The organism is Arthrobacter sp. D3-18, from assembly GCF_054408525.1.
In genome coordinates, this window is sequence record NZ_CP096440.1 from 1738866 (window position 1) to 1760531 (window position 21666).

Here is a 21666-nt window from a genome sequence, read left to right on the forward strand (position 1 = left end):
TCAAGCAATGAGCAAGGTGGGCAAGTAGGACACGGGATGGACCATAAAAGCCTTGTAGATGACAGTTTCAATCCAGCGCGCGTTGGACCTGTGAATGAGCGCGGATCAGCGGTTGTTGACTTCGTGTTGGTTGGCGCATTGCTGACCTTGTTTTTCATGTCGATTGTTCAGCTGATGCTGGTGCTGCACGTTCGGAACACGCTTGTTGATGCTGCCTCTTCCGGAGCGAGATACGGGGCGTTGTCGGATCGAACGTCCTTGGACGCCCGTGCCCGGACTGCCGAGTTGATTGGTGCTGCGTTGAGCGGTGATTTTGCCCGCGATGTCACGTCGACAGAGATCACCGTAGATGGCATCCGAACATTGGAAGTGACAGTAAGGGCACCTCTGCCGGTGGTTGGCCTGATCGGCCCCGCCCAAACCTTGGAGATCAAGGGTCATGCAGACCTCCCGGGGTGACACGCGAAGGTCACTACTCGTCGCTTTCCGGCTGAGGCTGAGGGCGGCCTTGTGCTTACGGGCGGAGTCGGCTGGGACAGCAACAATTTACGCTCCCGGTCAGGAAGCCCAGAAAGGCAACGCCACGGTGGAATTCACGTTCCTGGCGTTGCTGCTCATGGTCCCCGTGGTCTATTTCATGGTGACTGTAAGTCAGATTCAGGGCGGATCGTTTGCTGTAGTTGGTGCTGCTGACCAGGCAGCTAAAGTCTTCGTGACGCAACGGGACCCCGTGAGCGCAAGGATTGCAGCGGAGCGCAGTGTACTTGTGGCCCTCAAGGACCACGGTCATGAATTTGAGAAGGCCAGCATCACCTTCGAGTGCGATCGTGAGAGTTGTTTGGCGGCTGGCGCAACCGTAACCGTGACTGTGCGCCTGGACGTGTCCCTACCCTTGATGCCATTCGGGGACGTGTTGCAATTGCACGCGAGCCGGCTCAGTGCTTCAGCATCACAGGTTGTAGGGCGTTACCAATGACAGTGGTGACATCGAATGGGCGCCCACAGGAGGATGGCCAGATAACGGTGCTCATTCTGGGGTTCGTGCTGTTGTCGCTCCTCCTGGCCTCAGTGGTCATGGGAGCTTCAGCGGTCTATCTGGAGCGCAAGAAGCTCCTGTCCCTGGCCGACGGAGCAGCTCTCGCGGCCGCAGATTCCTACACGGTGGGGGATATTGGGGAAAGCGGTACTCCTTCCACATCGCTGGTTGATGCAAGAGTGCTGGCCGCAACCGGCTCCTACCTCGACGCCAGCAACGCTTTTTCCCGACATGACCACCTGACTATCGCGCCGGGGACGGGAAGCGAGCCGGGGGGTACCGCGGTGGTAGCCCTCACCGCCATAGCGCATCCACCGGTGATCAGCTTTCTGCTCCCCGAAGGGATCCTTATTGAAGCGAGGTCAACGGCCCGGTCCCGCCTGACCCAGTGAGTGCATCTTCCACGGGCGGGCCGAGGACGCCATGAGGGAGGCCAACGGATAGCGTACGCTGGGAAGATCATGGCTGAAATTGATTTTCCCGCGGAAATCCGCGCACTTCGAGCAACGTACAGCTCAATCGAGAATGTCACCGATATCGATGCCCTAAAGGCTGAGATCGCTGAGCTGAGCGAGCAGGCAGGGGCTCCGGACCTTTGGGACGATCCCGCTTCTGCCCAGGTGATCACTTCCCGGTTGTCGCACCGGCAGTCCGAAGTTGAGCGCCTGTCCAAGCTCGCTTCCCGGATTGACGACCTCGAAGTACTGGTGGAACTAGGCCAGGACGAGGGCGATGAGGATTCGATGGCGGAAGCGGCCAAAGAACTTTCCTCTATCCGCAAGGCGCTGGCGGAACTCGAGATAACAACGCTTTTGTCGGGCGAGTATGACGAACGCGAAGCTGTAGTGACCATCAGGGCAGGAGCCGGCGGCGTCGATGCTGCCGACTTCGCAGAGATGCTGATGAGGATGTACCTGCGTTGGGCCGAACGCCATGGCTACCCGACCACTGTGATGGACACGTCCTATGCCGAAGAAGCCGGCCTGAAATCCGCAACCTTCGAAGTCAAGGCACCTTACGCCTTTGGCACCTTAAGTGTTGAAGCCGGAACCCACCGGCTGGTCCGCATCAGTCCTTTTGATAATCAAGGGCGGCGTCAGACATCCTTCGCAGCGGTAGAAGTCATCCCGTTGATCGAGCAAACAGACTCCATCGAGATCCCGGACAACGAAATCCGCGTGGATGTCTTCCGGTCCTCGGGCCCGGGCGGTCAGTCGGTCAATACAACCGACTCCGCAGTGAGGCTGACTCACATCCCCACGGGCATTGTGGTGTCGATGCAGAATGAGAAATCGCAGCTTCAGAACCGGGCGGCCGCCATGCGGGTGCTCCAGTCCCGATTGCTGCTGGTTAAGAAGGAACAGCAGGACGCGGAAAAGAAGGCATTGGCCGGCGACGTCAAAGCCTCCTGGGGCGACCAGATGCGTTCCTACGTCCTCAATCCCTACCAGATGGTCAAGGACCTGCGAACGGAACATGAGGTGGGCAACACCTCGGCGGTGCTTGATGGGGATATAGATGATTTCATCGACGCCGGCATTCGCTGGCGTACCGGCAACCGAAACGCAGCGGCTAACTAGCAAGCGGTAATGTGGCCGCGGCCACATGAGGGTGAGGATTCCGCGACACGCCCCTGAAAGCCGCGGAATAGCGACTGACCCGTGCGTATAGTCGAGTGGCCGGTGCTCTCACTTCCCCCATCGAAAGCCCGCGCTCCGGCTGTTGGACTGGGCGACTATGTCATGTCCGGCGGGGTTCTAAAGGGCCATGATCAGATTTGAGAATGTCACCAAGGTCTACGAGCAGAATGCCCGACCGGCGCTCGATTCTGTGAGCCTTGAGATCAACCGCGGCGAATTCACCTTCTTGGTGGGCGCTTCTGGATCAGGAAAGTCCACGTTCCTGCGGTTGATCCTGAAAGAGGACAAAGCCTCGTCCGGATCCGTTTATGTCGCTGGCCAGAATGTTGCCAACATTTCGAGTTGGCGCGTCCCGAAGCTCCGGCGCGGAATCGGCGTTGTCTTCCAGGACTTCCGATTGCTCCCTCAGAAGAACGTTTTCGCGAACGTAGCATTCGCGATGCAGGTGATCGGCAAAAGCCGCTCGATTATCAGGGAGACAGTACCTGAGGTCCTGAAGACGGTTGGCCTTGAGGGCAAGGAACGTCGCATGCCTCATGAACTTTCCGGTGGTGAGCAGCAGCGCGTGGCGATTGCCCGCGCCGTCGTAAACCGCCCTGGCATTTTGCTGGCGGACGAACCGACCGGAAACCTTGACCCCATCACTTCAATGGGAATCATGGGAGTCCTGGACAAGATCAATCAGAACGGCACCACGGTAGTGATGGCAACCCACGACGACGACATCGTCAATGAAATGCGCCGCCGCGTGGTGGAACTCAAGAACGGCAAGGTCATTCGCGACGAAGCCAAAGCTCTGTACACCTCGATGATTCCCGTGATCGGGGAATCGCGTCGGCTGCGGGACGCCAGCGGGGAAGAGCTCAACCGTGCGCAGGGGGCACAGCTGTGAGGCTTTTGTTTATCCTGGGGGAAATCGGTGGTGGCCTGCGACGGAACCTCTCCATGGTGATTTCCGTGGTCTTGGTGACTTTTGTTTCCCTGACGTTCGTTGGTGCGGCGGGAATGCTGCAGATGCAGATCAACCAGATGAAGGGCTACTGGTACGACAAAGTCCAGGTAGCAGTCTTCCTCTGCAATGACGGTTCGACGGCGGTCGGTTGCGCTTCGGGTTCCGCCACCAAAGAACAGCAGGACAACCTCCAGGCGATGCTCGAATCCCCGGCAATCAAGCCGTACATCAACGATTTCCAGTTCGAATCCCAAGCCGAGGCGTACACGCACTTCAAGGAGCAGTTCTCCAACTCTCCGATTGTGGATTCCGTATCTGAGGACCAGTTGCCGGCGTCGTTCCGAATCAACATGAAGAACCCCGAAAAATACGAAATCATCAGTGAGACGTTCTCTTCGCAACCGGGTGTTGAAACGGTCAGTGACCAACGGCAGGTGCTCGAGCGCATCTTTTCCTGGATGAACGGAGCGTCGGTTGCGGCCATTGGCGTGGCTGCGGTGATGATTTTCTGTGCGGTCCTCCTGATCACCACCACCATCCGGCTGTCGGCATTCAGTCGACGCCGGGAGACAGGAATCATGCGGCTGGTGGGTGCGTCAAAGACGGTGATTCAACTGCCGTTCATCCTGGAAGGTGTCATCGCTGCCGTTGTGGGTGCGCTTCTGGCCTCCGTCACGCTCTGGCTCATGGCCCACTTCTGGCTCAACGGCGACCTGTCCAGGCAGTTCCTCAACACCCCGTTCATCTCCTCGACGCAGGTCCTGGTGATCGCGCCGGTGCTGATTGCCCTTGGCGCCGGTCTCGCCGGCATCTCTTCCCTCTTGACTCTCCGGCGTTACCTGAAGGTCTAACCGTGAACGCCCTGACTGAAACAACGGCCATGCTGACAAGCGAAAAGGAATCCTGATGACCACGTTGGACCCGAACCCCCTGCGCCGGCGCCTCGCGTCGGGCCATGCTCGGTTTCTGGGGGCGGTTCTTGCTGTTGGCCTGGCTGTCAGTCTCCTTTCGGGCGCTCCAACAGCCCAGGCAGACAGCCTTGAGGACCAGCAAGCTGCGCTGGAAGCAGAAGCGGCGCGGGTGCAGGCTTCGCTCGAATTTGTTGACTCAAACATCGCAAAAGCTGCCGGTGACCTGGTGATCTACCAGGGCCGGCTTCCCGGCGCTCAGCAGGCTCTGCTTGAGGCGCAGGGCCGTGTGGCGAGTGCGGTCAAGGAAGTCGAGGCACTTGCTGCCAGGGTTGAGCTTGCCCAGCAGAACAAGGCCAAAATCACGGAGCAGCTGGAGAGCGATAAGCAGAAGATCACGGACACCAAAAAGCTCATCGGACAGATCGCCTCCCAGGCCTACAAATCCGGTGGAGTTCCCACCAATATCGCCCTTTTGTTCGGCTCCAGTGAATCCGGCAGCCTTACGGAGTCCATGGATTTGGCTGACCAGGCGATGCGCAGCCAAAACGCGGCGATGACCAAACTCAGCCAGCAGAACGCCACCAACGTGAACTCCCAAGCGAGGCTTGTTGCTGTCGAGGAAGAAATCCAGGACCTGAAGGCCAAAGCGGACGCCGCGCTTGAACGGGAAAAGTCGGCAAGGGACGAGGCTGCGAGCAAGAAGGCCGAAGTCGACAAGCTGATTGAAGACACTACCCGCCTCAATGGACAACTGCAGGCCGCCAAGCCGGGCATCGAAGCCAACCTTGCCCGGGTGAAGGCCGAACAGAATACGGTCGCCGCCGAAATCGTGGAGCGTGACCGGAAGCTGAGGGAAGCCTGGGAAGCGGAACAGCGCCGGATTGCCGAGGAAGCTGCTGCTGCTGCAGCTGCTGCAGCAGCAGCCCAAGGAAGGCCCGCACCTCCGGAACCGCCGTATTCTCCGCCGCCGGCTGGTTCGCCTTCAGCGTTCGGTCTTCGTCACCCCTTCGCAAGTGCCGTCCCCATCACGTCCGGATTTGGCTGGCGGGCAACACCACCTGGCACCATTGATTTCTACGGCACCGGTGGTTACATGCACACCGGCATCGACTTCGGCGCGGCATGTGGCACGCCCGTCTACGCAGCGGCGGCTGGCGAGGTCTTCAACTCGGGCTGGAACTCGGCCGACGGCGGCGGATGGCGGGTAAAACTGTCCCATGGTGTGGTGCAAGGTAACTCGCTGACCACCATTTACTACCACAACAGCAGCATTGTGGTAGCAAACGGCCAGCAGGTATCGGCGGGGCAACTCATCGCATACTCGGGCAGCACGGGTAACTCGACAGGTTGCCACGCGCACTTCGAAACCTGGCTCAACAGTGCCGCAGTGGACCCCATGACTCTCCTCTAGCGCGCGGATAGCGCGCAGAGGCTGTGCCGCGCTGGCGTACACTAGTTGAAATCCGCATCTAACAAGGAGTTCTACCGTGCCCAAGGAAAGTGGCCGTAAGGTAGTGGCCACCAATCGGAAGGCCCGGCATAACTACCATGTCCTGGACACCTATGAGGCAGGCATTGCCCTCATGGGAACAGAGGTGAAGTCCCTCCGTGAAGGCCATGCCTCCATGGTTGATGGCTTCTGCACCTTCTACAACGACGAACTGTGGATGGAGGGCATCCACATCCCTGAGTATCACCAAGGGAGCTGGACCAACCATGCTGCACGCCGGCGTCGTAAGCTCCTGCTGCACCGCGATGAATTGGACAAGATCTCGCAGAAAATTCGCGAGTCCGGCTTTACCGTTGTGCCGCTCCAGCTCTACTTCCTGGACGGCCGGGCCAAGGTGGAAATAGCCATCGCCCGCGGCAAGAAGGACTATGACAAACGCCAGACGCTCCGTGAGCAGCAGGACAAGCGTGAGTCCTTGCGTGAGTTGCGGGAACGCAACCGACGCTAGGCAGCGTGTCTCCGGGGAATGAACCGCTGGATGGATGCGTTATGATAGGTAGTCCGACGGGAGTTCAAAGACTCTCGCCGGGTTTGGTAACAAAATACGGGGATGATCGGTTTCGACGATGTTAGTCGCGACAGGTGAAGCGGGCCGAGGATGCAGAATTATCTCGTAAACGCTGTCTGCAAACCAATAAGTGCCGAATCTAAGCGCACTGACTTCGCTCTCGCTGCCTAAGCAGTAAGACAGTCCGTCAGCCCGGGGTTGCTATCGCCCCGGTTCCTGGCGTCATTTAGATAGCCACTGCTGTTTGCCTTCGTCATTGAGGTAAACGGGACTCTTAGATGACTGGGCCCGGATCAGCCACCTGTTCGCAGGATGGCTGGGGCCGAGAAAATCCGACGCGAACTGCGCCCGGAGAAGCCCTGACAAAACGACATCGGACGGGGGTTCAATTCCCCCCATCTCCACCCCGGAAAGCCCTCGGATCCTCGTGATCCGGGGGTTTTCTTTTGCCCTCCGCAAAAACTTTCACCCACGGCGTAGAGACTTCCGGACTACCCGCAGCTGCACGGCAGTTGTACAGGGTAGATGCGGCGCCGAGGGTGAGCGGTGAAGCGCGGCGAATCTTGGCAGGAGGCACGAGATGACGACGAACCAGGCATTCGAAGAACAGGCGTCAGACGATGACGGAGCCTTGGACGCCTACTCGCAGATCGTCATACGGGTTGCTGAGTCGGTGACGCCCCATGTTGCTGCAATCGAAATGACGAGTACAGACCGCCGCGGTCGGGTCCGCGGTGGAAGTGGTTCAGCTGTGGTTTTCAATGGCGACGGATACATGCTGACCAACGCCCACGTGGTGGCAGGCATTCAGTCCGGGCGGGCCGTTTTCGCGGACGGCAAGCAGACTGATGTGGAGCTGGTGGGTGCAGATCCCCTCTCGGACCTTGCCGTGGTCCGTGGCCTGAAGTCAACCCCGCCGCCGGCTTTGCTGGGTAACGCGGACACCTTGCGGGTAGGCCAACTGGTGATTGCCGTGGGGAATCCGCTCGGTTTGGCCGGTTCGGTAACTGCTGGCGTGGTGAGCGGGTTGGGGCGTTCCATCCCCGTAAGGGCGGGCGAGCATAGACGGGTGATCGAAGACGTCATTCAAACCGATGCTGCGCTCAATCCGGGGAACTCCGGCGGTGCACTGGCCGACACGAGGGGACGCATCGTGGGTATCAACACGGCCGTTGCGGGTCTTGGGCTGGGACTGGCGGTACCTATCAACACCACAACCCAACGCATCATCGCCGCACTGCTGAGGGACGGCCGCGTGCGCCGCGCCTACCTGGGCCTGGTCAGCACGCCGATTCCACTGGATGCGAGTGCGGTGGTTCGGACCGGCCAGAAAGAAGGCCTGCGGGTGGTGGAAGTTATTCCGGGCTCGCCGGCGGAGTTGTCCGGGCTCGAAGCGGGGGATGTGGTGCTACGTGCACAAAATCGTGCGGTGTCCAGTGCCGAAAGTTTGCAGAAATTGCTGTTTGCCGAGGCTATCGGCGAGCCGTTCCCGCTGACGGTGCTGCGGGAAGGCAAGGTACTGAAGCTCACTGCCGTGCCATCCGAAATGAGCCAGCTGGCCTAGTCCTCGCGAACGTCCACAACGCCGATGAATCGGCTTCCCACTCCTTCGTATTCGCTGCGGACATCACCGAGGAACAGTTCGGGAAGTTCGCTGTTCCGGTGGGTGCCACAGAAGACAAAGGAAAAGTCCGGCCACCATTTCTTGGGGCGAACAGCCTCGGTGTATCCGCAGACAGCACATGTCAGGTGGACCCAGACGGGTCGCTTGCCGGTGCGGTTGGCCCGGGACTGTACCAACCAGGCCGGAGGGTTGTCCTGGATGTCCCTGAGCTCGGCCTCGGAGAGGCGGGACGGAATGCCGTGGCGTTGGGCCATTTCCATCGAAATATCAAGGGCCAATGCGGCATCACGTCTGCTAATCACCATTCAACGATACGGGACTTCCCGGGCGTAGGCTGTGCACATGACTGACGCTGCGGTCCTGACGCCGAGTACACCTCTCCAGAAACGTGTGCTGGTGGTAGCAATTGTGGCCTCGTTCATAGCCATCCTCGATGGTTTTGTGGTGAATCTCGCACTGCCGGCCATTGGAAGGGAACTTGGTGGCGGCCTGGTTATTCAACAGTGGGTGGTGGACGCGTACCTGCTCACACTGGGGGCATTGATCCTGGTTGCCGGTTCACTATCTGACCATTTCGGCAGGGCAAGGATCCTTGAATGGGGGCTGGCCGGTTTTGCGGTGACCTCGGTGATGTGCGGGCTCGCGTGGACCGGTGAAGTGTTGGTGGTCTCCCGGGCACTGCAAGGGATCGCCGGTGCCCTCCTGGTTCCGAGCTCGCTCGCCATGATCATCTCGTCGTTCTCCGGCCCGGCGCAGTCAAAAGCCATCGGGCAGTGGTCGGGCTGGACGAGCGCTGCGGCCATTGTGGGCCCGCTGATCGGCGGCATCGCAGTGGACCTGCTCTCATGGCGGGTGATCTTCTTCATCAATGTCATCCCCGCTGTGGCCATCTGGCCAATGCTTGCACGCCTTCGGGCCTCGGACGCGGCGAGGGACAGGAGCAAACGCATCGACTACCTGGGAGCTGTTCTGGCCATGGTCGGCTTGGGCGGCCCTGTGTATGCCTTCATCGAACAGGGGAGGATGGGGTGGGGGAGCGCACAGGTGTGGGTCCCACTGGTGGTAGGCATGGTTGCGATGGTGCTGTTCCTCATTCACGAGGCCAGGACAGCTGAGCCCATGTTGCCGTTGAGGCTCTTCAGTATCCGCAATTTTGCCTGGGGTAATCTCGCCACTCTGGCCATCTATGCTGCCATCTCCTTGGGCTTCTTCGTGGTGGGCATTTACCTGCAGCAGGTAGGCGGCATGGGCGCTACGGTTGCGGGCATGGCGCTGCTTCCCGGCACAGTTATCCTCATGCTGGGTGCGTCCTACTTTGGTGGACTCGCCGGAAAGTACGGCCCCAGGTGGTTCATGACGGTGGGCCCATTACTGTGCGGTGCGGGCTTCCTGATGTCGTTGACTGTCCAGGAGCCGCTCAACTACTGGACCCAGGTGTTGCCGGGGCAGATAGTCTTTGGCCTTGGTCTGGCCACGTTGGTGGCGCCCCTCACGGCCGCCATTCTAGGCGCTGTTCCCTCGGAGGAGGCAGGGATTGGTTCGGCGGTGAACAACGCTGTCGCCCGTATTGCGGGTCTGATTTCCATCGCTTTCGCAGGGGTGATCGTTGGGCCGGCCTTCACCCGGGACGGGCTGTACAACGCTTTGCTGGTAACGGCGGGGCTGTTCCTGTTCGGGGCGCTGGCCTCCGCCGTCGGAATCCGGAATCCTGTGCGGGAAGCTGCGGCGGCCGCCGTCAGTGAACCTGACACGGCGTCCGACGACGGCGGTGCGGACGGGCAACCAAGCTGACCTGAAGCGCGCCCGGACTAATGGGGCCCGGGCTTGTCGGGATCGGGCTTATCGGGCTGGAAGGATGCAGCCTTCGTGTGTCTCCGCGCTCTGGACCCAGAGAGCCGAAGTGACCTCGTCCCCAAGGTCGAACTCGCGGCCTTGTGGACCGCTGCCGATGCGCACAACCAAGGCCCCTCCAAAGGGTTTGCGGCCCACCACTTCAACAGGCGCGTCCAAGGAAATCTCTTCAGAGGCAAGGTATCGCAGGAGGTCCGGATTCTCATCGCTGATTCGGGTGATCCGGCCGGAATGGCCCTGATCCAGCTCAATCATCCTGTAGGCGTGTGGCAACTCGACGGAACCATCGGCCGAAGGAATCGGGTCTCCGTGTGGGTCCCGGACAGGATGTCCAAGCTTGGCGGACATCCGGTCAATGAACGTATCGGACACGGCGTGTTCCAACATTTCGGCTTCGTCGTGCACCTCGTCCCAGCTGTAGCCGAGTTCATCCACCAAGTACGTCTCAATAAGCCGGTGACGGCGCACCATGGACAGCGCGAGCCGCATGCCCTCAGGGGTTAGCCTGATGGCGCTGTATGGTTGGTGATCCACCAAGCCTTGGTCCTTGAGCTTGCGGACCATCTCAGACACGGATGAGTTAGCCACCCCCAGGCGCTGGGCGAGTTGGGAGGACGTAATTGGTTTGTCCTGCCACTCCGTGTAGGAGTAGATGACCTTGACGTAGTCCTCGATCGAGGAGGAGGGCGTACTGGTCTTCACCCCCTAAGCCTACCGTGGCGTTGAACCCTGAACCTTGACTGCCCGCCAGGTTTGCGTCATGTAGGGCAACCCGATGGTTTCACCAGGGGCATGGCTGAGGTGGTCGTAGAGGTACCACTCCAGGTTGCCCATGACTTTCGCGCGGGTGGCATCGTTGGCGCGGAGATAGTAGCTGCGGGACTTGGTCAGTTCCATGATGTCCTCCGGCGTCAGGGCATCCTCCCATCGGGTCAGATGGCTTTCCAAGCCTTCAAATTCCGGACCGATGACTGGCCGGAATCCGGGCTTGTGGACATCGCCTGCATGCATGATGCGCGAGAGGCGGTGAACCCAAGGATGTGAAGTGTCCAACTGATTCCAGATCAGCCCCAAGGTCCCGTGAGGCCGCAGTATCCGGGCGATCTCCGTGCTCGCCGCGAGGGGTTCGCACCAATGCCAAGCTTGGGCAACGCTGACGACGTCGAATGCTGAGTCCGCCAGTCCAGTTGCCTCGGCCGTTCCCTCCAGCGCACTGACGTGGGGGTAGGCTTTTCGCAATTGCTCCAACATGTCCGTGGAAGGATCGACGGCGGTGACCGCCAGGCCACGTTCTACGAGGAGTGCCGTGAACTTTCCTGTGCCGGCTCCGAGGTCGGCCGCGGACCTCGCCCTTGGAGGAAGCAGCCAGTCGACGGAATCGGCGGGGTAGCCGGGTCGGACGCGGTCATAGTGTTCTCCGCCGTCCTGGAAGCTCTGACCGAGTTCATGCCGGCGGGAAGCATGCAGCCTTGGACCACGCGGCCCGGCTGGTCCGGGAGTGCGTGGCTGTCCGCTGGAGGCAGCCGGTGAACGCAGGGCCACGAAAAAGCTCCTTCACAGGGTCACTAAAAGTACCCTACGAATTTACCGCAGTGTTTCTACTCCTCAGTGTTTCTAGTCCGCGGTGTTTCTAGTCCACAGTGCAGGGGGCTGCGCCCGCAGTGCCGGGAGTGTTCGGGGCCCATCCGGGGTAGCTGCGATGATCATTTGCAGGAACCCAACGGCCTTCGTCCACCACATAGTCCCAGCCCAGTCCGTCGCGCTTGAGTCCTTCGATGCCTGCGAGCAGCCTCGTGGCGTCCTCCAGCCGGGAGCCGACGCCGAAGCTGGCGCGCAGGGATCCGGAGGGGAGTCCCAGGCGTTTGAGGAGGGGGTGGGCGCAGAACCGGCCATCACGGAGGCCAACGCCGTGCTCGGCCGCCAGGTAGGCCGCGACCAGTCCTGCGTCGAAACCTTCTACGGAGAAGTTGACCACGCCGATGGTGTCCAGGGAGTCAGCGAAGATCTTGTGGACTGTCACGCCATCGATGGCTTCCAGGCCCTTCACCAGGTACGAGCGGATGGCGGACTCGTGGGCGTGCCACGCGTCCTGGTCCAGCCCTGCGAGGACTTGGGTGGCGCGAGCAAGTGTCGCCGCGCCCAGCACGTTGGGGGAGCCGCCCTCGTGGCGCGCCGGGCCCGTGGCCCAGCTGACTGAGTCCAGGCGCGCTTCACGTACCGCGCCGCCTCCGGCAAGGTGCGGTATGCCGGCGTCGAGCCAGTCCGGGCGACCCACCACGACGCCCGCGCCGAAGGGGGCATAGAGCTTGTGTCCCGAGAAGACGATGTAGTCGACGTCCGTCTCGGTGATGTTGATCCGGCGGTGCGGTGCGAGCTGCGCAGCGTCCACCACGATCCGTGCGCCGTATTCGTGGGCAAGCGAAGCAAGACGGGCGATGGGCAGAATCTCCCCCGTCACGTTCGAGGCGCCGGTAACAGCCAGCAGGCTAACCCCGCCTTGGGCAAGTTCGGCCTCGAGCTTTTCCACCGTTTCGGCCAGGGTTGGTGCGGCGACGACGCTGCGGTGGGGGACTCCTTGCCACGGAAGCAAGTTGGCGTGGTGCTCGATGTCCAAGTACAGGACCTGGCCGGCGAATTCGCCGTCCACCTGCGGGAGGCATCCGGCCAGGAGGTTCAAGGAGTCCGTGGTGTTCCGTGTGAAGATCACTGAGTCATCAGCCCGCCCGCCGACGAAATCACGGACGATGTTCCGCGAGTTCTCGTACACCGACGTGCTGATTTGGGAGGCATACCCGGCACCACGGTGAACGCTGGCGTAGTAGGGCAGGACCTCGTTGAGGTAGGCCGAAACTATGGTCAAGGCGGGAGCCGAGGCGCCGTAGTCCAAGTTTGCGTAGCGCACGTGGCCACCCTGAATCAGCGGAGCCTGCAGCTCAGCGCCAGTGACCGCGGCAAGCGGACGCGCAGCGGTGGTCGTCTCTGCTGCGGATTCTTCAACAAAGGACGGAATGGTGTTGGGGTTGAACGTGACAGTGCTCATGGAACCTCACTCAAGAGGGACCCCCATAGGGAGATCCGCGCTTGCCGCATCCGTTCCGGACCGGCCGGGTCGTCACCCGGGGCACCCCACCGCGAATGGAGGGTTGCCGGCCAGCAAACCGGGGTTTAGCGCTGGCACTCGTGACCTGTAAAAAAGGCTAAGGCACGTCCGGGGACGCTTCCAAAGCCGCTGCCTTTTGTTAAGCCCTTTGTTACGTCGAATGCGAAATCCCTTCTTCGCCGAATAAAAAACGGCGGAGACCACCAAAAGGGGTCATCCGCCGTTGAATATTCCGCCCTCCGCTTGGCTGGCGAGGCATGGACATCTCAGAGAAGGTCGTCCAGTCCGGGATTTAGCCGCTTGAGGACCTCGGAGTGCAGGATCGAGTTGGTGGCCAGGGCGTTACCGCCAAACGGACCATCTTCTCCTTCCAAGGAAGTAAAACGGCCGCCTGCCTCGGTGACGATCGGGACGAGTGCTGCCATATCGTACAGGTTCAGTTCAGGCTCGCAGGCGATATCCACTGCACCCTCGGCTACGAGGCAATACGACCAGAAATCACCATAGGCGCGGGTCCGCCAGATGTCTTCCGTCAGCCCCAGAAATTCATCCAGGTTGCCGCGTTCCTTCCACCCCGAAAGGCTGGAATATGACATGGAGGCGTCGGCCAGGCGGGAAACGTTGGACACCTTGAGCCGCGTTGCCGAGGCCAGGGAGCGGCCCATGTAGGCGCCCATGTCCTTGGCTGCCCACCATCGCTTGCCCAGCGCAGGCGCACTCACTACGCCCACCACAGGTTCCCCTTCATCCACGAGGGCGATCAACGTTGCCCATACCGGGACGCCGCGGACAAAGTTCTTGGTTCCGTCGATGGGGTCGATGATCCAGCGACGTGAACCGTGACCGCTGCTGCCGAACTCCTCGCCGAGGACCGCGTCCCGCGGACGTGAGCGGGAAAGTTGACCGCGGATTGCTTCCTCAGCGGCCTTGTCAGCGTCAGTGACAGGTGTGAGGTCGGGCTTGGTTTCGATCTGCAGGTCCAGTGCCTTGAAGCGATCCATGGTCTGGGCATCGACTGAATCGGCGAGGACGTGGGCCAGGCGCAGGTCATCATTGTAGGTGGAAACGGGATGGGTCATGCCACCAAACTATCCTGAATCATTCGCTGTATTGGGGACGTGAAGCAGACAACGAATCAGTTGACGGTGCCCAGTTCCTTGGTCTCTTTCGCTTCAAGCCTTGGGTCTGCACCCAGCAAGCGGCGCAAGGACGCCAGCCGGGCCACTCCTGATGGCCCTGCGTGGCCATCGTTCACCCATGCATCCAGCCCGCAATTGGTAGCTGTGGCTCCGTGCTTGCAACCACGGTCGCAGGTCTCCGTGCCAGGCTCGAGGTCCGGGAACGAATGGAGAATCCGGTCCGGATCCACATGCGCCAAGCCGAAGGAGCGTATGCCGGGAGTATCGATGATCCAACTGCCGGACGGTGCATCGTCGAGCTTCAACGCCAAAGCCGAGGATGATGTGTGCCTGCCCCGGCCCGTCACCGCGTTGACGCCCCCAGTGGCGCGCTCTGCGCCTGTGAGCGCGTTGACCATGGTGGATTTACCCACTCCGGAGTGACCGAGCATGACGGTGACTTTTCCACCCAGGTGCGAGCGGAGTTGGGATACGGCGTCCTTGTCCAGCCGGGCTGATAGTCCGTCATCGGAACGGGCATCGATGCCTCCGGCCTCGGAGTCAGCGGTGCGGCTGATGATCACGGGAAAGTCCAGGCTGAGGTAATTGGCCAGGAGTTCCGCCGGGTCCTTTACATCCGCCTTGGTGATGAGCAGCAACGGCTCGATGCCGGCGTCGTACGCTGCCACCAAGGCGCGATCAATGAAGCCGGTGCGTGGCTCCGGGTTGGCCGCGGCAACAACCACCACGAGCTGATCGGCGTTGGCTACGACCACCCGTTCAATGGGGTCCGTATCGTCGGCACTGCGGCGAAGGAGGGTCTTGCGCTCTTCCACCCGGACCAGGCGTGCCAAGGTATCGGGAGACCCTGAGACGTCACCCACCAATGCGACGAAGTCGCCGGGGACAACGGGGTTGCGCCGCAGTTCGCGGGCGCGGGCTGCGATCACGATGCGTTCGTGGGCGGAATCTTCGCCGACAATAGCCCTGTACCGTCCGCGGTCAACAGTGATGATCCTGCCTATGACGGCGTCATCGTGGCTGGGGCGATCCTTCGTGCGGGGCCTGGATCCTTTTTTGCTGGGGCGGATTCGGACGTCGGATTCGTCCCAGGAGCGTGCGTCACGGCCCATGGTTAGTTGCTGGCCTCATCAAGATCGGCGCTGGCATCAGTTGGCTGCAGCATTGCTTCCCACATCTCTGGAAAATCCGGCATGGTCTTCGACGTCGTGGCGATGTCCTCAACCTGTACGCCTTCGACGGCGAGCCCCAGGATGGCGCCGGCGGTGGCCATGCGGTGGTCTGCGTAGCTGTGGACCACGCCGCTGTGAAGGGCTGCCGGGCGGATCACCAAGCCATCGGCGGTCTCTTCCGCGTCGCCCCCGAGGCCGTTGATTTCGGCAACCAGCGCGGCGAGCCGGTCAGTTTCGTGGCCGCGGAGGTGGGCAATACCGGTTAGCCGGGAGGGGCCGCTGGCCAATGCGCATAGCGCGGCAACAGTGGGTGCCAATTCGCTTGTTTCGTCGAAGTCAGCCCCCTTGATTTCTGCCCCACCGGTCACCGTCAGTGTTCCGTCCTGGAAGGTTACTTCTGCTCCCATGGTGGTCAGGATGGTTCGCCACTGGTCGCCCACTTGGGTGGTGCCGGCCGGCCAATTGGGGATGCGGACGGTGCCACGTGTGGCCAGCGCAGCGGCGAGGAAAGGCCCCGCATTTGAGAGGTCCTGTTCGATCCGCTGGTCAAAAGCGCGGATGGGTCCCGGAGAGACCCGCCAGTGGTTGGGCACGGAATCGTCCACGACGACGCCGACGCTGCGGAGGACCTCCACGGTCATGGCGATGTGGTCCAAGCTGGGCACGGGCTTGCCCACATGTTCCAGATGCAAGCCCTCGACGAAGCGGGCACCCACCAGCAGCAACGCGGAAACGAACTGCGATGAAGCGCTGGCGTCGATCATCAGGTGGCCGCCCCGGACCTGGCCGGTACTCTCTACAGCGAAGGGAAGGGACGACGGCGTCCTGCCGCCGTCTGCTGCCACTGGAACGCCGAGGGCGATCAACGCTTCGATGATGGTTCCCATGGGCCTGTTGCGGGCGTGGGGATCGCCGTCGAAGACGGTGACGCCCCTTCGCAATGCAGCCAACGGGGGGACGAACCGCATGACAGTTCCGGCCAGCCCGCAGTCAATTGCTGTTTCAGCCGGTGATGCCACGGGATCCATGGGCGTAATTTCCAGGTCCGGTCCGAAGGAACCGTCGCCAGGTACCTCGGTGACGTTTGCCCCCAATTGTCGGAGGGCCTGGATCATGAGCGCAGAGTCGCGGGAATGAAGGGGAGCCCGCAGCCGTGAGGGACCATCCGCCAAAGCCGCCAGTACCAGGAACCGGTTGGTCAGTGACTTTGAACCAGGGACCGTCACCGTCGCGTCCACGGGCCCCTTGGCATAAGGGGCAGGCCAGAGTGGCAGCATGGTGGCGGCTTTGGTTGATTCGGTGTTTGCGGCGGTGGTACCGGTCATGCTTCCTTATGCTCCAACTGCGTTGTCAACGGCCTTGCGAACTGCTTTGTCTGCGCGCTTGATCTGCTTGCCCGTCACCTTTTTTGCATCGGCAGCCAGGTGTTCGGCCCGCCAGGCAATGCTGGGCCGGCCCGCAGTATCAACAGAGGCAAGGAGCACACCTCCCGTAAGGGAAATGTTCTTCAGCAACTGGGCCTTGCGGGCACTTCGGCCTTCCTTTGTGCTGATATCGGCGGACCGCCACTCCACGTAGGAGTTCAAGGCCGAGGTCACAGCCAAAACTGTGGCGGCAAAACGGGAGAGCTTGCCGAGTCCGAGCAAGGCTCCGGCGCCCAGCTGCGCCCCGCCGATGACGCGCGCCAGGGTCTTTTCATCGGCTTTGAAGGGCAGGGATTCCGAAGCCCGGCGAAGGACCGGCGAGAGTTGCTTCGCAGTGTCGTCCGCGTTCCTGAGCTTATCCAGCCCTGCGACGACGAAGCTGGACGCGAGCATGGGACGTGCGAGAAAACGGATAACAGACATGTCTTGCCTCCTGGATGGCTTGCCACATTAGTTCGATAAGTGTTGTGTTCAAGGGGTGCAGTCTGCTCTAGTCTTGCACTTTTGCGGAATATTTACCCAGCAGCAGCCGTTGTGAACTTCAGGTGCGGTGAAGACCGGACTGCGGCATTGTGTTTGCCGCCTGTTGAACGGAGTTGGTTTTTTGACTTTGGTTAGGGACCGGGTTGTTCTGCCGGAGCCTGTGTATGGGATGCAGCCGGAATCCCGGCAGCTGACAGTAGACTTGGCAACGATGAGCACCACTGAACCGGCCGCAGCGGCCATGTACCAGGCAACCGGCGCGGATGACGCGGCGGCTGTAACCGACGTCGATCCTGCTACGGAAACTCCAGAACAGCGGCGGGCGCGCTTTGAGCGCGACGCCATGCAGTATGTAGACCAGCTGTACTCGGCAGCCATGCGGATGGCACGCAACCCATCCGATGCTGAAGATCTGGTTCAAGAGGCTTACACCAAGGCGTTTTCTGCTTTTCACCAGTACAAGCCGGGGACCAACCTCAAAGCCTGGTTGTATCGCATCCTGACCAACACGTACATCAACCTTTATCGGAAGCGGCAGCGTGAGCCGCTGCAGTCCAACTCGGACACGATCGAGGATTGGCAGTTGGCCAAGGCAGAGTCGCATACTTCGGCTGGTTTAAGGTCCGCGGAGACTGAGGCTCTTGACCACCTCCCTGATTCCGACGTGAAGAACGCATTGCAGTCGATCCCTGAGGAGTTCCGGCTGGCCGTCTACTTCGCGGATGTTGAGGGGTATGCGTACAAACAAATTTCAGAAATCATGAACACCCCGATCGGCACGGTCATGTCACGGTTGCACCGCGGCAGGAAGATGCTGCGGGACATGCTGGCGGATTACGCCGCCGAACGGGGCTTCAGGGCCCAGACCGATGATCAGGCCGCGGCCGGAAGTAACAATCAGGAGAAAGAGAAATGAGCGACTGCCAGGGATTGGGCGATTGCGACGATACGCGAATGCAGCGGATCTACGAGTACCTCGACGGTGCGTTGACCCGCGAGGACTTGACTGAGATCAAGCAGCACTTGGACTCCTGCGAGGAATGTGCCGAGCAGTATGACCTTGAGTGCCTCATTCGCACCATGGTCAAGCGGTCATGCACTGAGTCCGCCCCGGAGAACCTGAAAACCTCCATCCTTGACAGGATTCACTCCATCAAGCCTGTGGACGCCTGATTCGGCCCCCATTCCACTTCTGCGGGTTTAACATCGAAGGCCCCGGAAACCGCATGGTTTCCGGGGCCTTCGTTTTAAGCCTGTGACGCTAAGCCGATGGCTTAGGTGTTGGGACGCTTGCCGTGGTTCGCGCCGCCGCGCTTACGGTCACGACGCTTACGTGCACGCTTGCTCATAGCTGGCCTCCTTCAAGGATTGATACTCAATAAAGCTGCCCTCCAGTTTCGCACATCAGGGTGCTGCGCGGCGAACCGGGCGGGTGTCCGGGGTGTTTCGGTGCTGGCGGAAAGGTTACCCAAGTACCTAGTCCTGCAGCGAATTCCTGATCGAGATACGGGCTTGGTCCAAAACTGTACGAACGGTTTCCAGTGCCAGGGGAGTCAGTGGCTGTGTGGCGCCGTGCTGCCGTAACTCGACACGGATGTCGTCCCTGAAGGACTGAACCAATAGTTCGGCTTCCTTGAGGACGCGCTGGCCTTCGGGAGTGTGTCCAGCCGTCCTGCTCCGAAAACCAGCCGAGGAGGCGTTGGTGCGCGCGGCCTCCGCTGTGGCCGCGAGATCTGCCCGCAGGCAACGCATATTCGCCCGGATGTCCTCCCGAAGGTTGTCTGCGAGCCGCCTGACGGACGCCGATATGGTGTCCTCGACGTCGGCCAGCTCCTGCCGACGGCGGTCCAACTCAGCGCGCCCGGCATCCGTAATGAGGTATTTGGTGCGGCGCCCTTCGGTCTCAGTGGCAACAAGGCCTTCCTCCTCCAGCTTGCCCAAGCGCGGGTAGATGGTGCCGGCACTGGGGGAGTAAGTGCCGCCGAACCGGTCGCCCAACGCTTTGATCAGCTCGTATCCGTGCTTCGGACCTGTCTCGAGCAACGCAAGCAGGTACAGCCGCAGGGCGCCGTGTGCGAAGACAGGAGGCATCAGAGGCCCGCTTCTCCAGGGACCGGATGGCCGTTTTCGGGAGCGGGCGCCGATTCGTGCATAATGTAAGTCTTGCCGGATACCGTGTTGGTCCGCACCAGCATCAGCCTTTCGTCCGGGCCGACAATCGTGTGGACATTGCTGCCAGGCTGAGCGTACATTAGGTCGTCGATCACCACGGTTCCGCTGGCCGATTTCGCTACGATGTCCAGGCCGACGTCGTGCGGCAGCCGGATGGTCAGGTCGCCGGAGACGGAGTTGGCGCCGAGGTCGTTGGTGTAGTCCTGGAGGTCGAAGCTGAGGTCGCCGCTCACGGTACTTGCACGGACATTCTTGAACTTGCCCGAGGCGGTAACCTCGCCTGAGACGCTTTTGGCGGTCAGGACGCCGTCGTGGTTTCTGGCGATGACCTCGCCACTGACTGTGTTCACGTGCAGTTCGCCGCTGGTGTTGTCCGCCAGGACCGAACCGGACACGGTGTTAAGCCGGGTGCGGCCGCTGATGCCGGAGACCATGCCGTCACCACTCACGGTCCCTGCTTCGACGTCGACGCCGGTTGGCAGCGCGACGCCGACGATCACCGAGTTGGTACTGGTGTTGTTGACGGTCCCCATCAGGTTGCGGAACCAGCCTTGAGGTCCTTGGAGTTGGTGGCGGACTTCCAGCCTGCCGTCCACAAGCGTGACCGTCAGGGGGTCGCCCGTGATCTCGCTGATTTCGATACGGACGAAGGGCTCGTCGTGTGCCACGACGTCAAAGCGGCCTTTTACAATACCCAGTTTGAGAGAGCGGACCTCCTCTACATCTATGGTTTGCGGGCCCGTCACGGTCCATAGTTCGTCAGACATGATCCCTCCAAGTTGCGATATATCGCGTTGTTAGACAACACGATATATCGCGTTTGCCCGAGAGACAATGCCGATCGGAGATCAGGCCGCAGGCCGGTAGATTTGGTCGATAAGCGAACGCGCGATGATCACCGCGGGGTCCCGCCCGTCGGCAGCAGGTGCCAGATTGGTCCATACCACCAGCGTGACGGAGTTCACCGGGTCACTGCCCATGAAGGTATTGAAGCCCGGCAGTTCTCCCGTATGGCCGTAAAGGTTCCCGAACTTCGCAATGCCCAAGCCATACAACGCACCGTCCGGCTTATCCGGGTTGGTGGGCAGGACGCTCTCAAGCCGCCTTTGCTGGAGTTCCGACTTCAGGAGTTTTCCGTTGACGAGGCCTTCACCAAGAGTCTTCAGGTCAGCGGCTGTGGAGATCCCGGAACCGGCTGCCCAGGCCCACGACGGGTTGACATTGGTGACGTCGTTGGGGGCCAGAGTGCCAGCAGCCGCTTCTTTCTGCATGTCCTCCGGAAGTGCGGGATTGGTCATGGTCAGGACGTTGTCTCCGAAGAAGTAACCCTGGGGATGTGGTTCCGGGACACTGTTGGACGAAATGTCGGGGAAGACTGTGCCCTTAAGACCGAGCGGCTCGAAGATTCGTTCCTTGAAGAGTTGTCCGAGTGGCTTCCCGTCGACTTTTTCTGCAATGAGTCCGAGCAGGACTGTGTTGGTGTTGGAGTAATGGAAGCCCTGGCCCGGAGCGAAGTATGGTGGGTGGGCAAACGCCAGGGCGACTAGTTCTTCCGGCTTCCACGCCCTTTGCGGGTCTTTGTCCATGGCCGAATTGAGCTCAAGCGTTTCGGTGTAGTTGAACAGTCCACTCCGCATGGTCAGCATTTGCTCAACTGTGATGGCGTCCCCATTGGGAACGTCTGCGTAGTGTTTGGACACCGGATCATCCAACGACAGCTTGCCCTCCTGAACCAACTGCAGAATGACAGTGGTGGTCCAAGTCTTGGTGACCGACCCTACGCGGATATGGTCCTCCGCTGATATCACGTGTTGGGCGTCGCGGACGCCAGTGCCGTACGCAGCAGTGAGGGTTCCTTCAGGGGTAACCAACAGCATCATGGCCCCGGGGACGAGGACTTCCTTTGCCGTCCGCTCGAAGTCTGCACGCAGGGTTCCGGCGTCGAAGGGCTGCAATGCGGCCGAGGCCGTCGATGGCGAGGTCGGTGATGGCGAAGTGGGTGATGCTGGCGACGCAGGCGTAGCCGTCGACGATGTCGCTGAAGGAGCCGGTGGACCGGAACTGCAGGAAACTGTGGCTACCACCGCGGCAACAATGGCCGCTGTGAATGCTGTTTTGACAGAAACCTGCATGTTCCGCGTCAT

The 21666-nt window shown here is 60.9% G+C and carries 24 protein-coding genes, 1 other RNA gene and 1 riboswitch; of the genes, 13 read left to right on the forward strand and 12 right to left on the reverse strand.

The features are described 5' to 3' along the window. The first annotated feature begins 36 nt into the window (after positions 1 to 36). The 10 genes from M1D89_RS10195 to M1D89_RS10240 all read left to right on the forward strand — a co-directional run bounded on the left by M1D89_RS10195 (position 37) and on the right by M1D89_RS10240 (position 8121). Complete coding sequence (locus tag M1D89_RS10195; RefSeq protein ID WP_498650252.1) at positions 37 to 459, forward strand: TadE family protein; 423 nt, start codon at positions 37 to 39, stop codon at positions 457 to 459. Then, entirely contained in the window at positions 440 to 976 is a 537-nt protein-coding gene (locus M1D89_RS10200) for a hypothetical protein (protein WP_498650253.1), read from the forward strand. The genes M1D89_RS10195 and M1D89_RS10200 overlap by 20 nt, the downstream gene beginning before the upstream one ends. Beyond that, on the forward strand, positions 973 to 1428 hold the full coding sequence (locus M1D89_RS10205; protein ID WP_498650255.1) for a pilus assembly protein TadG-related protein: 456 nt from the start codon (positions 973 to 975) through the stop codon (positions 1426 to 1428). The genes M1D89_RS10200 and M1D89_RS10205 overlap by 4 nt, the downstream gene beginning before the upstream one ends. A 69-nt stretch (positions 1429 to 1497) precedes the next feature. Beyond that, entirely contained in the window at positions 1498 to 2616 is a 1119-nt protein-coding gene (gene prfB, locus M1D89_RS10210) for a peptide chain release factor 2 (protein WP_309073003.1), read from the forward strand. A 187-nt stretch (positions 2617 to 2803) separates the two neighbouring features. Beyond that, positions 2804 to 3568, forward strand: a complete 765-nt coding sequence (gene ftsE, locus M1D89_RS10215; protein WP_498650256.1) for a cell division ATP-binding protein FtsE — start codon at positions 2804 to 2806, stop codon at positions 3566 to 3568. Next, complete coding sequence (gene ftsX, locus M1D89_RS10220) at positions 3565 to 4479, forward strand: permease-like cell division protein FtsX (RefSeq protein WP_017198500.1); 915 nt, start codon at positions 3565 to 3567, stop codon at positions 4477 to 4479. Before ftsE ends, ftsX begins: the two co-directional genes overlap by 4 nt. A gap of 55 nt (positions 4480 to 4534) precedes the next feature. Then, on the forward strand, positions 4535 to 5950 hold the full coding sequence (locus M1D89_RS10225; RefSeq protein ID WP_498650257.1) for a peptidoglycan DD-metalloendopeptidase family protein: 1416 nt from the start codon (positions 4535 to 4537) through the stop codon (positions 5948 to 5950). A 76-nt stretch (positions 5951 to 6026) separates the two neighbouring features. After that, positions 6027 to 6497: an SsrA-binding protein SmpB gene (gene smpB, locus M1D89_RS10230; protein ID WP_017198498.1), complete on the forward strand. Its 471-nt coding sequence runs from the start codon at positions 6027 to 6029 to the stop codon at positions 6495 to 6497. 98 nt (positions 6498 to 6595) lie between these two features. Beyond that, positions 6596 to 6964: a transfer-messenger RNA gene (gene ssrA, locus M1D89_RS10235) on the forward strand. 173 nt (positions 6965 to 7137) lie between these two features. Further along, complete coding sequence (locus tag M1D89_RS10240; protein ID WP_498650259.1) at positions 7138 to 8121, forward strand: S1C family serine protease; 984 nt, start codon at positions 7138 to 7140, stop codon at positions 8119 to 8121. Here the strand turns inward: M1D89_RS10240 and M1D89_RS10245 are convergent. Next, on the reverse strand, positions 8118 to 8486 hold the full coding sequence (locus M1D89_RS10245) for a hypothetical protein (protein WP_237715751.1): 369 nt from the start codon (positions 8484 to 8486) through the stop codon (positions 8118 to 8120). The genes M1D89_RS10240 and M1D89_RS10245 overlap by 4 nt on opposite strands. Before the next feature lie 31 nt (positions 8487 to 8517). Here M1D89_RS10245 and M1D89_RS10250 point away from each other — a divergent pair, with 31 nt between their 5' ends. Continuing rightward, the gene (locus M1D89_RS10250; protein ID WP_498650261.1) at positions 8518 to 9972 is read left to right on the forward strand and encodes an MFS transporter; all 1455 of its coding nucleotides are present in this window, start codon (positions 8518 to 8520) and stop codon (positions 9970 to 9972) included. Between the two features lie 48 nt (positions 9973 to 10020). Here the strand turns inward: M1D89_RS10250 and M1D89_RS10255 are convergent, their stop codons facing one another. The 7 genes from M1D89_RS10255 to M1D89_RS10285 all read right to left on the reverse strand — a co-directional run bounded on the left by M1D89_RS10255 (position 10021) and on the right by M1D89_RS10285 (position 17290). After that, positions 10021 to 10734, reverse strand: a complete 714-nt coding sequence (locus M1D89_RS10255; protein WP_498650264.1) for a metal-dependent transcriptional regulator — start codon at positions 10732 to 10734, stop codon at positions 10021 to 10023. A gap of 9 nt (positions 10735 to 10743) precedes the next feature. Beyond that, complete coding sequence (locus M1D89_RS10260; RefSeq protein ID WP_498650934.1) at positions 10744 to 11568, reverse strand: class I SAM-dependent methyltransferase; 825 nt, start codon at positions 11566 to 11568, stop codon at positions 10744 to 10746. A gap of 94 nt (positions 11569 to 11662) precedes the next feature. Further along, a complete protein-coding gene (locus tag M1D89_RS10265; protein WP_498650266.1) occupies positions 11663 to 13072 on the reverse strand; it encodes an aminotransferase class V-fold PLP-dependent enzyme in 1410 nt (469 codons plus the stop codon). Between the two features lie 32 nt (positions 13073 to 13104). Further along, positions 13105 to 13218, reverse strand: a riboswitch (SAM riboswitch). A gap of 180 nt (positions 13219 to 13398) precedes the next feature. Continuing rightward, positions 13399 to 14211, reverse strand: a complete 813-nt coding sequence (gene hisN, locus M1D89_RS10270) for a histidinol-phosphatase (protein ID WP_091468486.1) — start codon at positions 14209 to 14211, stop codon at positions 13399 to 13401. 56 nt (positions 14212 to 14267) lie between these two features. After that, positions 14268 to 15383, reverse strand: a complete 1116-nt coding sequence (gene rsgA, locus M1D89_RS10275) for a ribosome small subunit-dependent GTPase A (protein WP_011775304.1) — start codon at positions 15381 to 15383, stop codon at positions 14268 to 14270. Positions 15384 to 15385: 2 nt separating this feature from the next. Next, positions 15386 to 16768, reverse strand: a complete 1383-nt coding sequence (gene aroA / locus M1D89_RS10280) for a 3-phosphoshikimate 1-carboxyvinyltransferase (RefSeq protein WP_498650269.1) — start codon at positions 16766 to 16768, stop codon at positions 15386 to 15388. A 6-nt stretch (positions 16769 to 16774) separates the two neighbouring features. Continuing rightward, positions 16775 to 17290: a DoxX family membrane protein gene (locus M1D89_RS10285; RefSeq protein ID WP_017198488.1), complete on the reverse strand. Its 516-nt coding sequence runs from the start codon at positions 17288 to 17290 to the stop codon at positions 16775 to 16777. A 181-nt stretch (positions 17291 to 17471) separates the two neighbouring features. On the opposite strand from M1D89_RS10285, the gene M1D89_RS10290 reads away from it, so the two are divergent. Continuing rightward, entirely contained in the window at positions 17472 to 18266 is a 795-nt protein-coding gene (locus M1D89_RS10290) for a sigma-70 family RNA polymerase sigma factor (RefSeq protein WP_498650271.1), read from the forward strand. After that, positions 18263 to 18523 carry a mycothiol system anti-sigma-R factor gene (gene rsrA, locus M1D89_RS10295; protein WP_498650273.1) on the forward strand — a complete coding sequence of 87 codons (261 nt, stop codon included), beginning with the start codon at positions 18263 to 18265 and terminating at the stop codon, positions 18521 to 18523. Before M1D89_RS10290 ends, rsrA begins: the two co-directional genes overlap by 4 nt. 101 nt (positions 18524 to 18624) lie before the next feature. On the opposite strand, the gene M1D89_RS10300 is transcribed toward rsrA, so the two are convergent. The 4 genes from M1D89_RS10300 to M1D89_RS10315 all read right to left on the reverse strand — a co-directional run bounded on the left by M1D89_RS10300 (position 18625) and on the right by M1D89_RS10315 (position 21666). Beyond that, positions 18625 to 18699 (reverse strand): 50S ribosomal protein bL37, encoded by a 75-nt coding sequence (locus tag M1D89_RS10300; protein WP_369299106.1) that lies wholly within the window; start codon positions 18697 to 18699, stop codon positions 18625 to 18627. A 127-nt stretch (positions 18700 to 18826) separates the two neighbouring features. Continuing rightward, positions 18827 to 19441 carry a PadR family transcriptional regulator gene (locus tag M1D89_RS10305; RefSeq protein WP_498650274.1) on the reverse strand — a complete coding sequence of 205 codons (615 nt, stop codon included), beginning with the start codon at positions 19439 to 19441 and terminating at the stop codon, positions 18827 to 18829. Further along, on the reverse strand, positions 19441 to 20289 hold the full coding sequence (locus M1D89_RS10310; RefSeq protein WP_498650275.1) for a DUF4097 family beta strand repeat-containing protein: 849 nt from the start codon (positions 20287 to 20289) through the stop codon (positions 19441 to 19443). Before M1D89_RS10310 ends, M1D89_RS10305 begins: the two co-directional genes overlap by 1 nt. Before the next feature lie 81 nt (positions 20290 to 20370). Further along, the gene (locus M1D89_RS10315; RefSeq protein WP_498650276.1) at positions 20371 to 21666 is read right to left on the reverse strand and encodes a serine hydrolase domain-containing protein; all 1296 of its coding nucleotides are present in this window, start codon (positions 21664 to 21666) and stop codon (positions 20371 to 20373) included.

Bases quoted from the DNA above. Each gene is read 5' to 3' on its own strand.
- M1D89_RS10225 (WP_498650257.1), top strand. From the start codon at position 4,535: ATGACCACGTTGGACCCGAACCCCCTGCGCCGGCGCCTCGCGTCGGGC.
- M1D89_RS10200 (WP_498650253.1), top strand. From the start codon at position 440: ATGCAGACCTCCCGGGGTGACACGCGAAGGTCACTACTCGTCGCTTTC.
- M1D89_RS10195 (WP_498650252.1), top strand. From the start codon at position 37: ATGGACCATAAAAGCCTTGTAGATGACAGTTTCAATCCAGCGCGCGTT.
- M1D89_RS10315 (WP_498650276.1), bottom strand. From the start codon at position 21,666: ATGACGCGGAACATGCAGGTTTCTGTCAAAACAGCATTCACAGCGGCC.
- prfB (WP_309073003.1), top strand. From the start codon at position 1,498: ATGGCTGAAATTGATTTTCCCGCGGAAATCCGCGCACTTCGAGCAACG.
- M1D89_RS10310 (WP_498650275.1), bottom strand. From the start codon at position 20,289: ATGTCTGACGAACTATGGACCGTGACGGGCCCGCAAACCATAGATGTA.
- M1D89_RS10285 (WP_017198488.1), bottom strand. From the start codon at position 17,290: ATGTCTGTTATCCGTTTTCTCGCACGTCCCATGCTCGCGTCCAGCTTC.
- rsgA (WP_011775304.1), bottom strand. From the start codon at position 15,383: ATGGGCCGTGACGCACGCTCCTGGGACGAATCCGACGTCCGAATCCGC.
- ftsE (WP_498650256.1), top strand. From the start codon at position 2,804: ATGATCAGATTTGAGAATGTCACCAAGGTCTACGAGCAGAATGCCCGA.
- M1D89_RS10245 (WP_237715751.1), bottom strand. From the start codon at position 8,486: ATGGTGATTAGCAGACGTGATGCCGCATTGGCCCTTGATATTTCGATG.
- M1D89_RS10265 (WP_498650266.1), bottom strand. From the start codon at position 13,072: ATGAGCACTGTCACGTTCAACCCCAACACCATTCCGTCCTTTGTTGAA.
- rsrA (WP_498650273.1), top strand. From the start codon at position 18,263: ATGAGCGACTGCCAGGGATTGGGCGATTGCGACGATACGCGAATGCAG.
- M1D89_RS10305 (WP_498650274.1), bottom strand. From the start codon at position 19,441: ATGCCTCCTGTCTTCGCACACGGCGCCCTGCGGCTGTACCTGCTTGCG.
- hisN (WP_091468486.1), bottom strand. From the start codon at position 14,211: ATGACCCATCCCGTTTCCACCTACAATGATGACCTGCGCCTGGCCCAC.
- aroA (WP_498650269.1), bottom strand. From the start codon at position 16,768: ATGACCGGTACCACCGCCGCAAACACCGAATCAACCAAAGCCGCCACC.
- M1D89_RS10240 (WP_498650259.1), top strand. From the start codon at position 7,138: ATGACGACGAACCAGGCATTCGAAGAACAGGCGTCAGACGATGACGGA.
- M1D89_RS10205 (WP_498650255.1), top strand. From the start codon at position 973: ATGACAGTGGTGACATCGAATGGGCGCCCACAGGAGGATGGCCAGATA.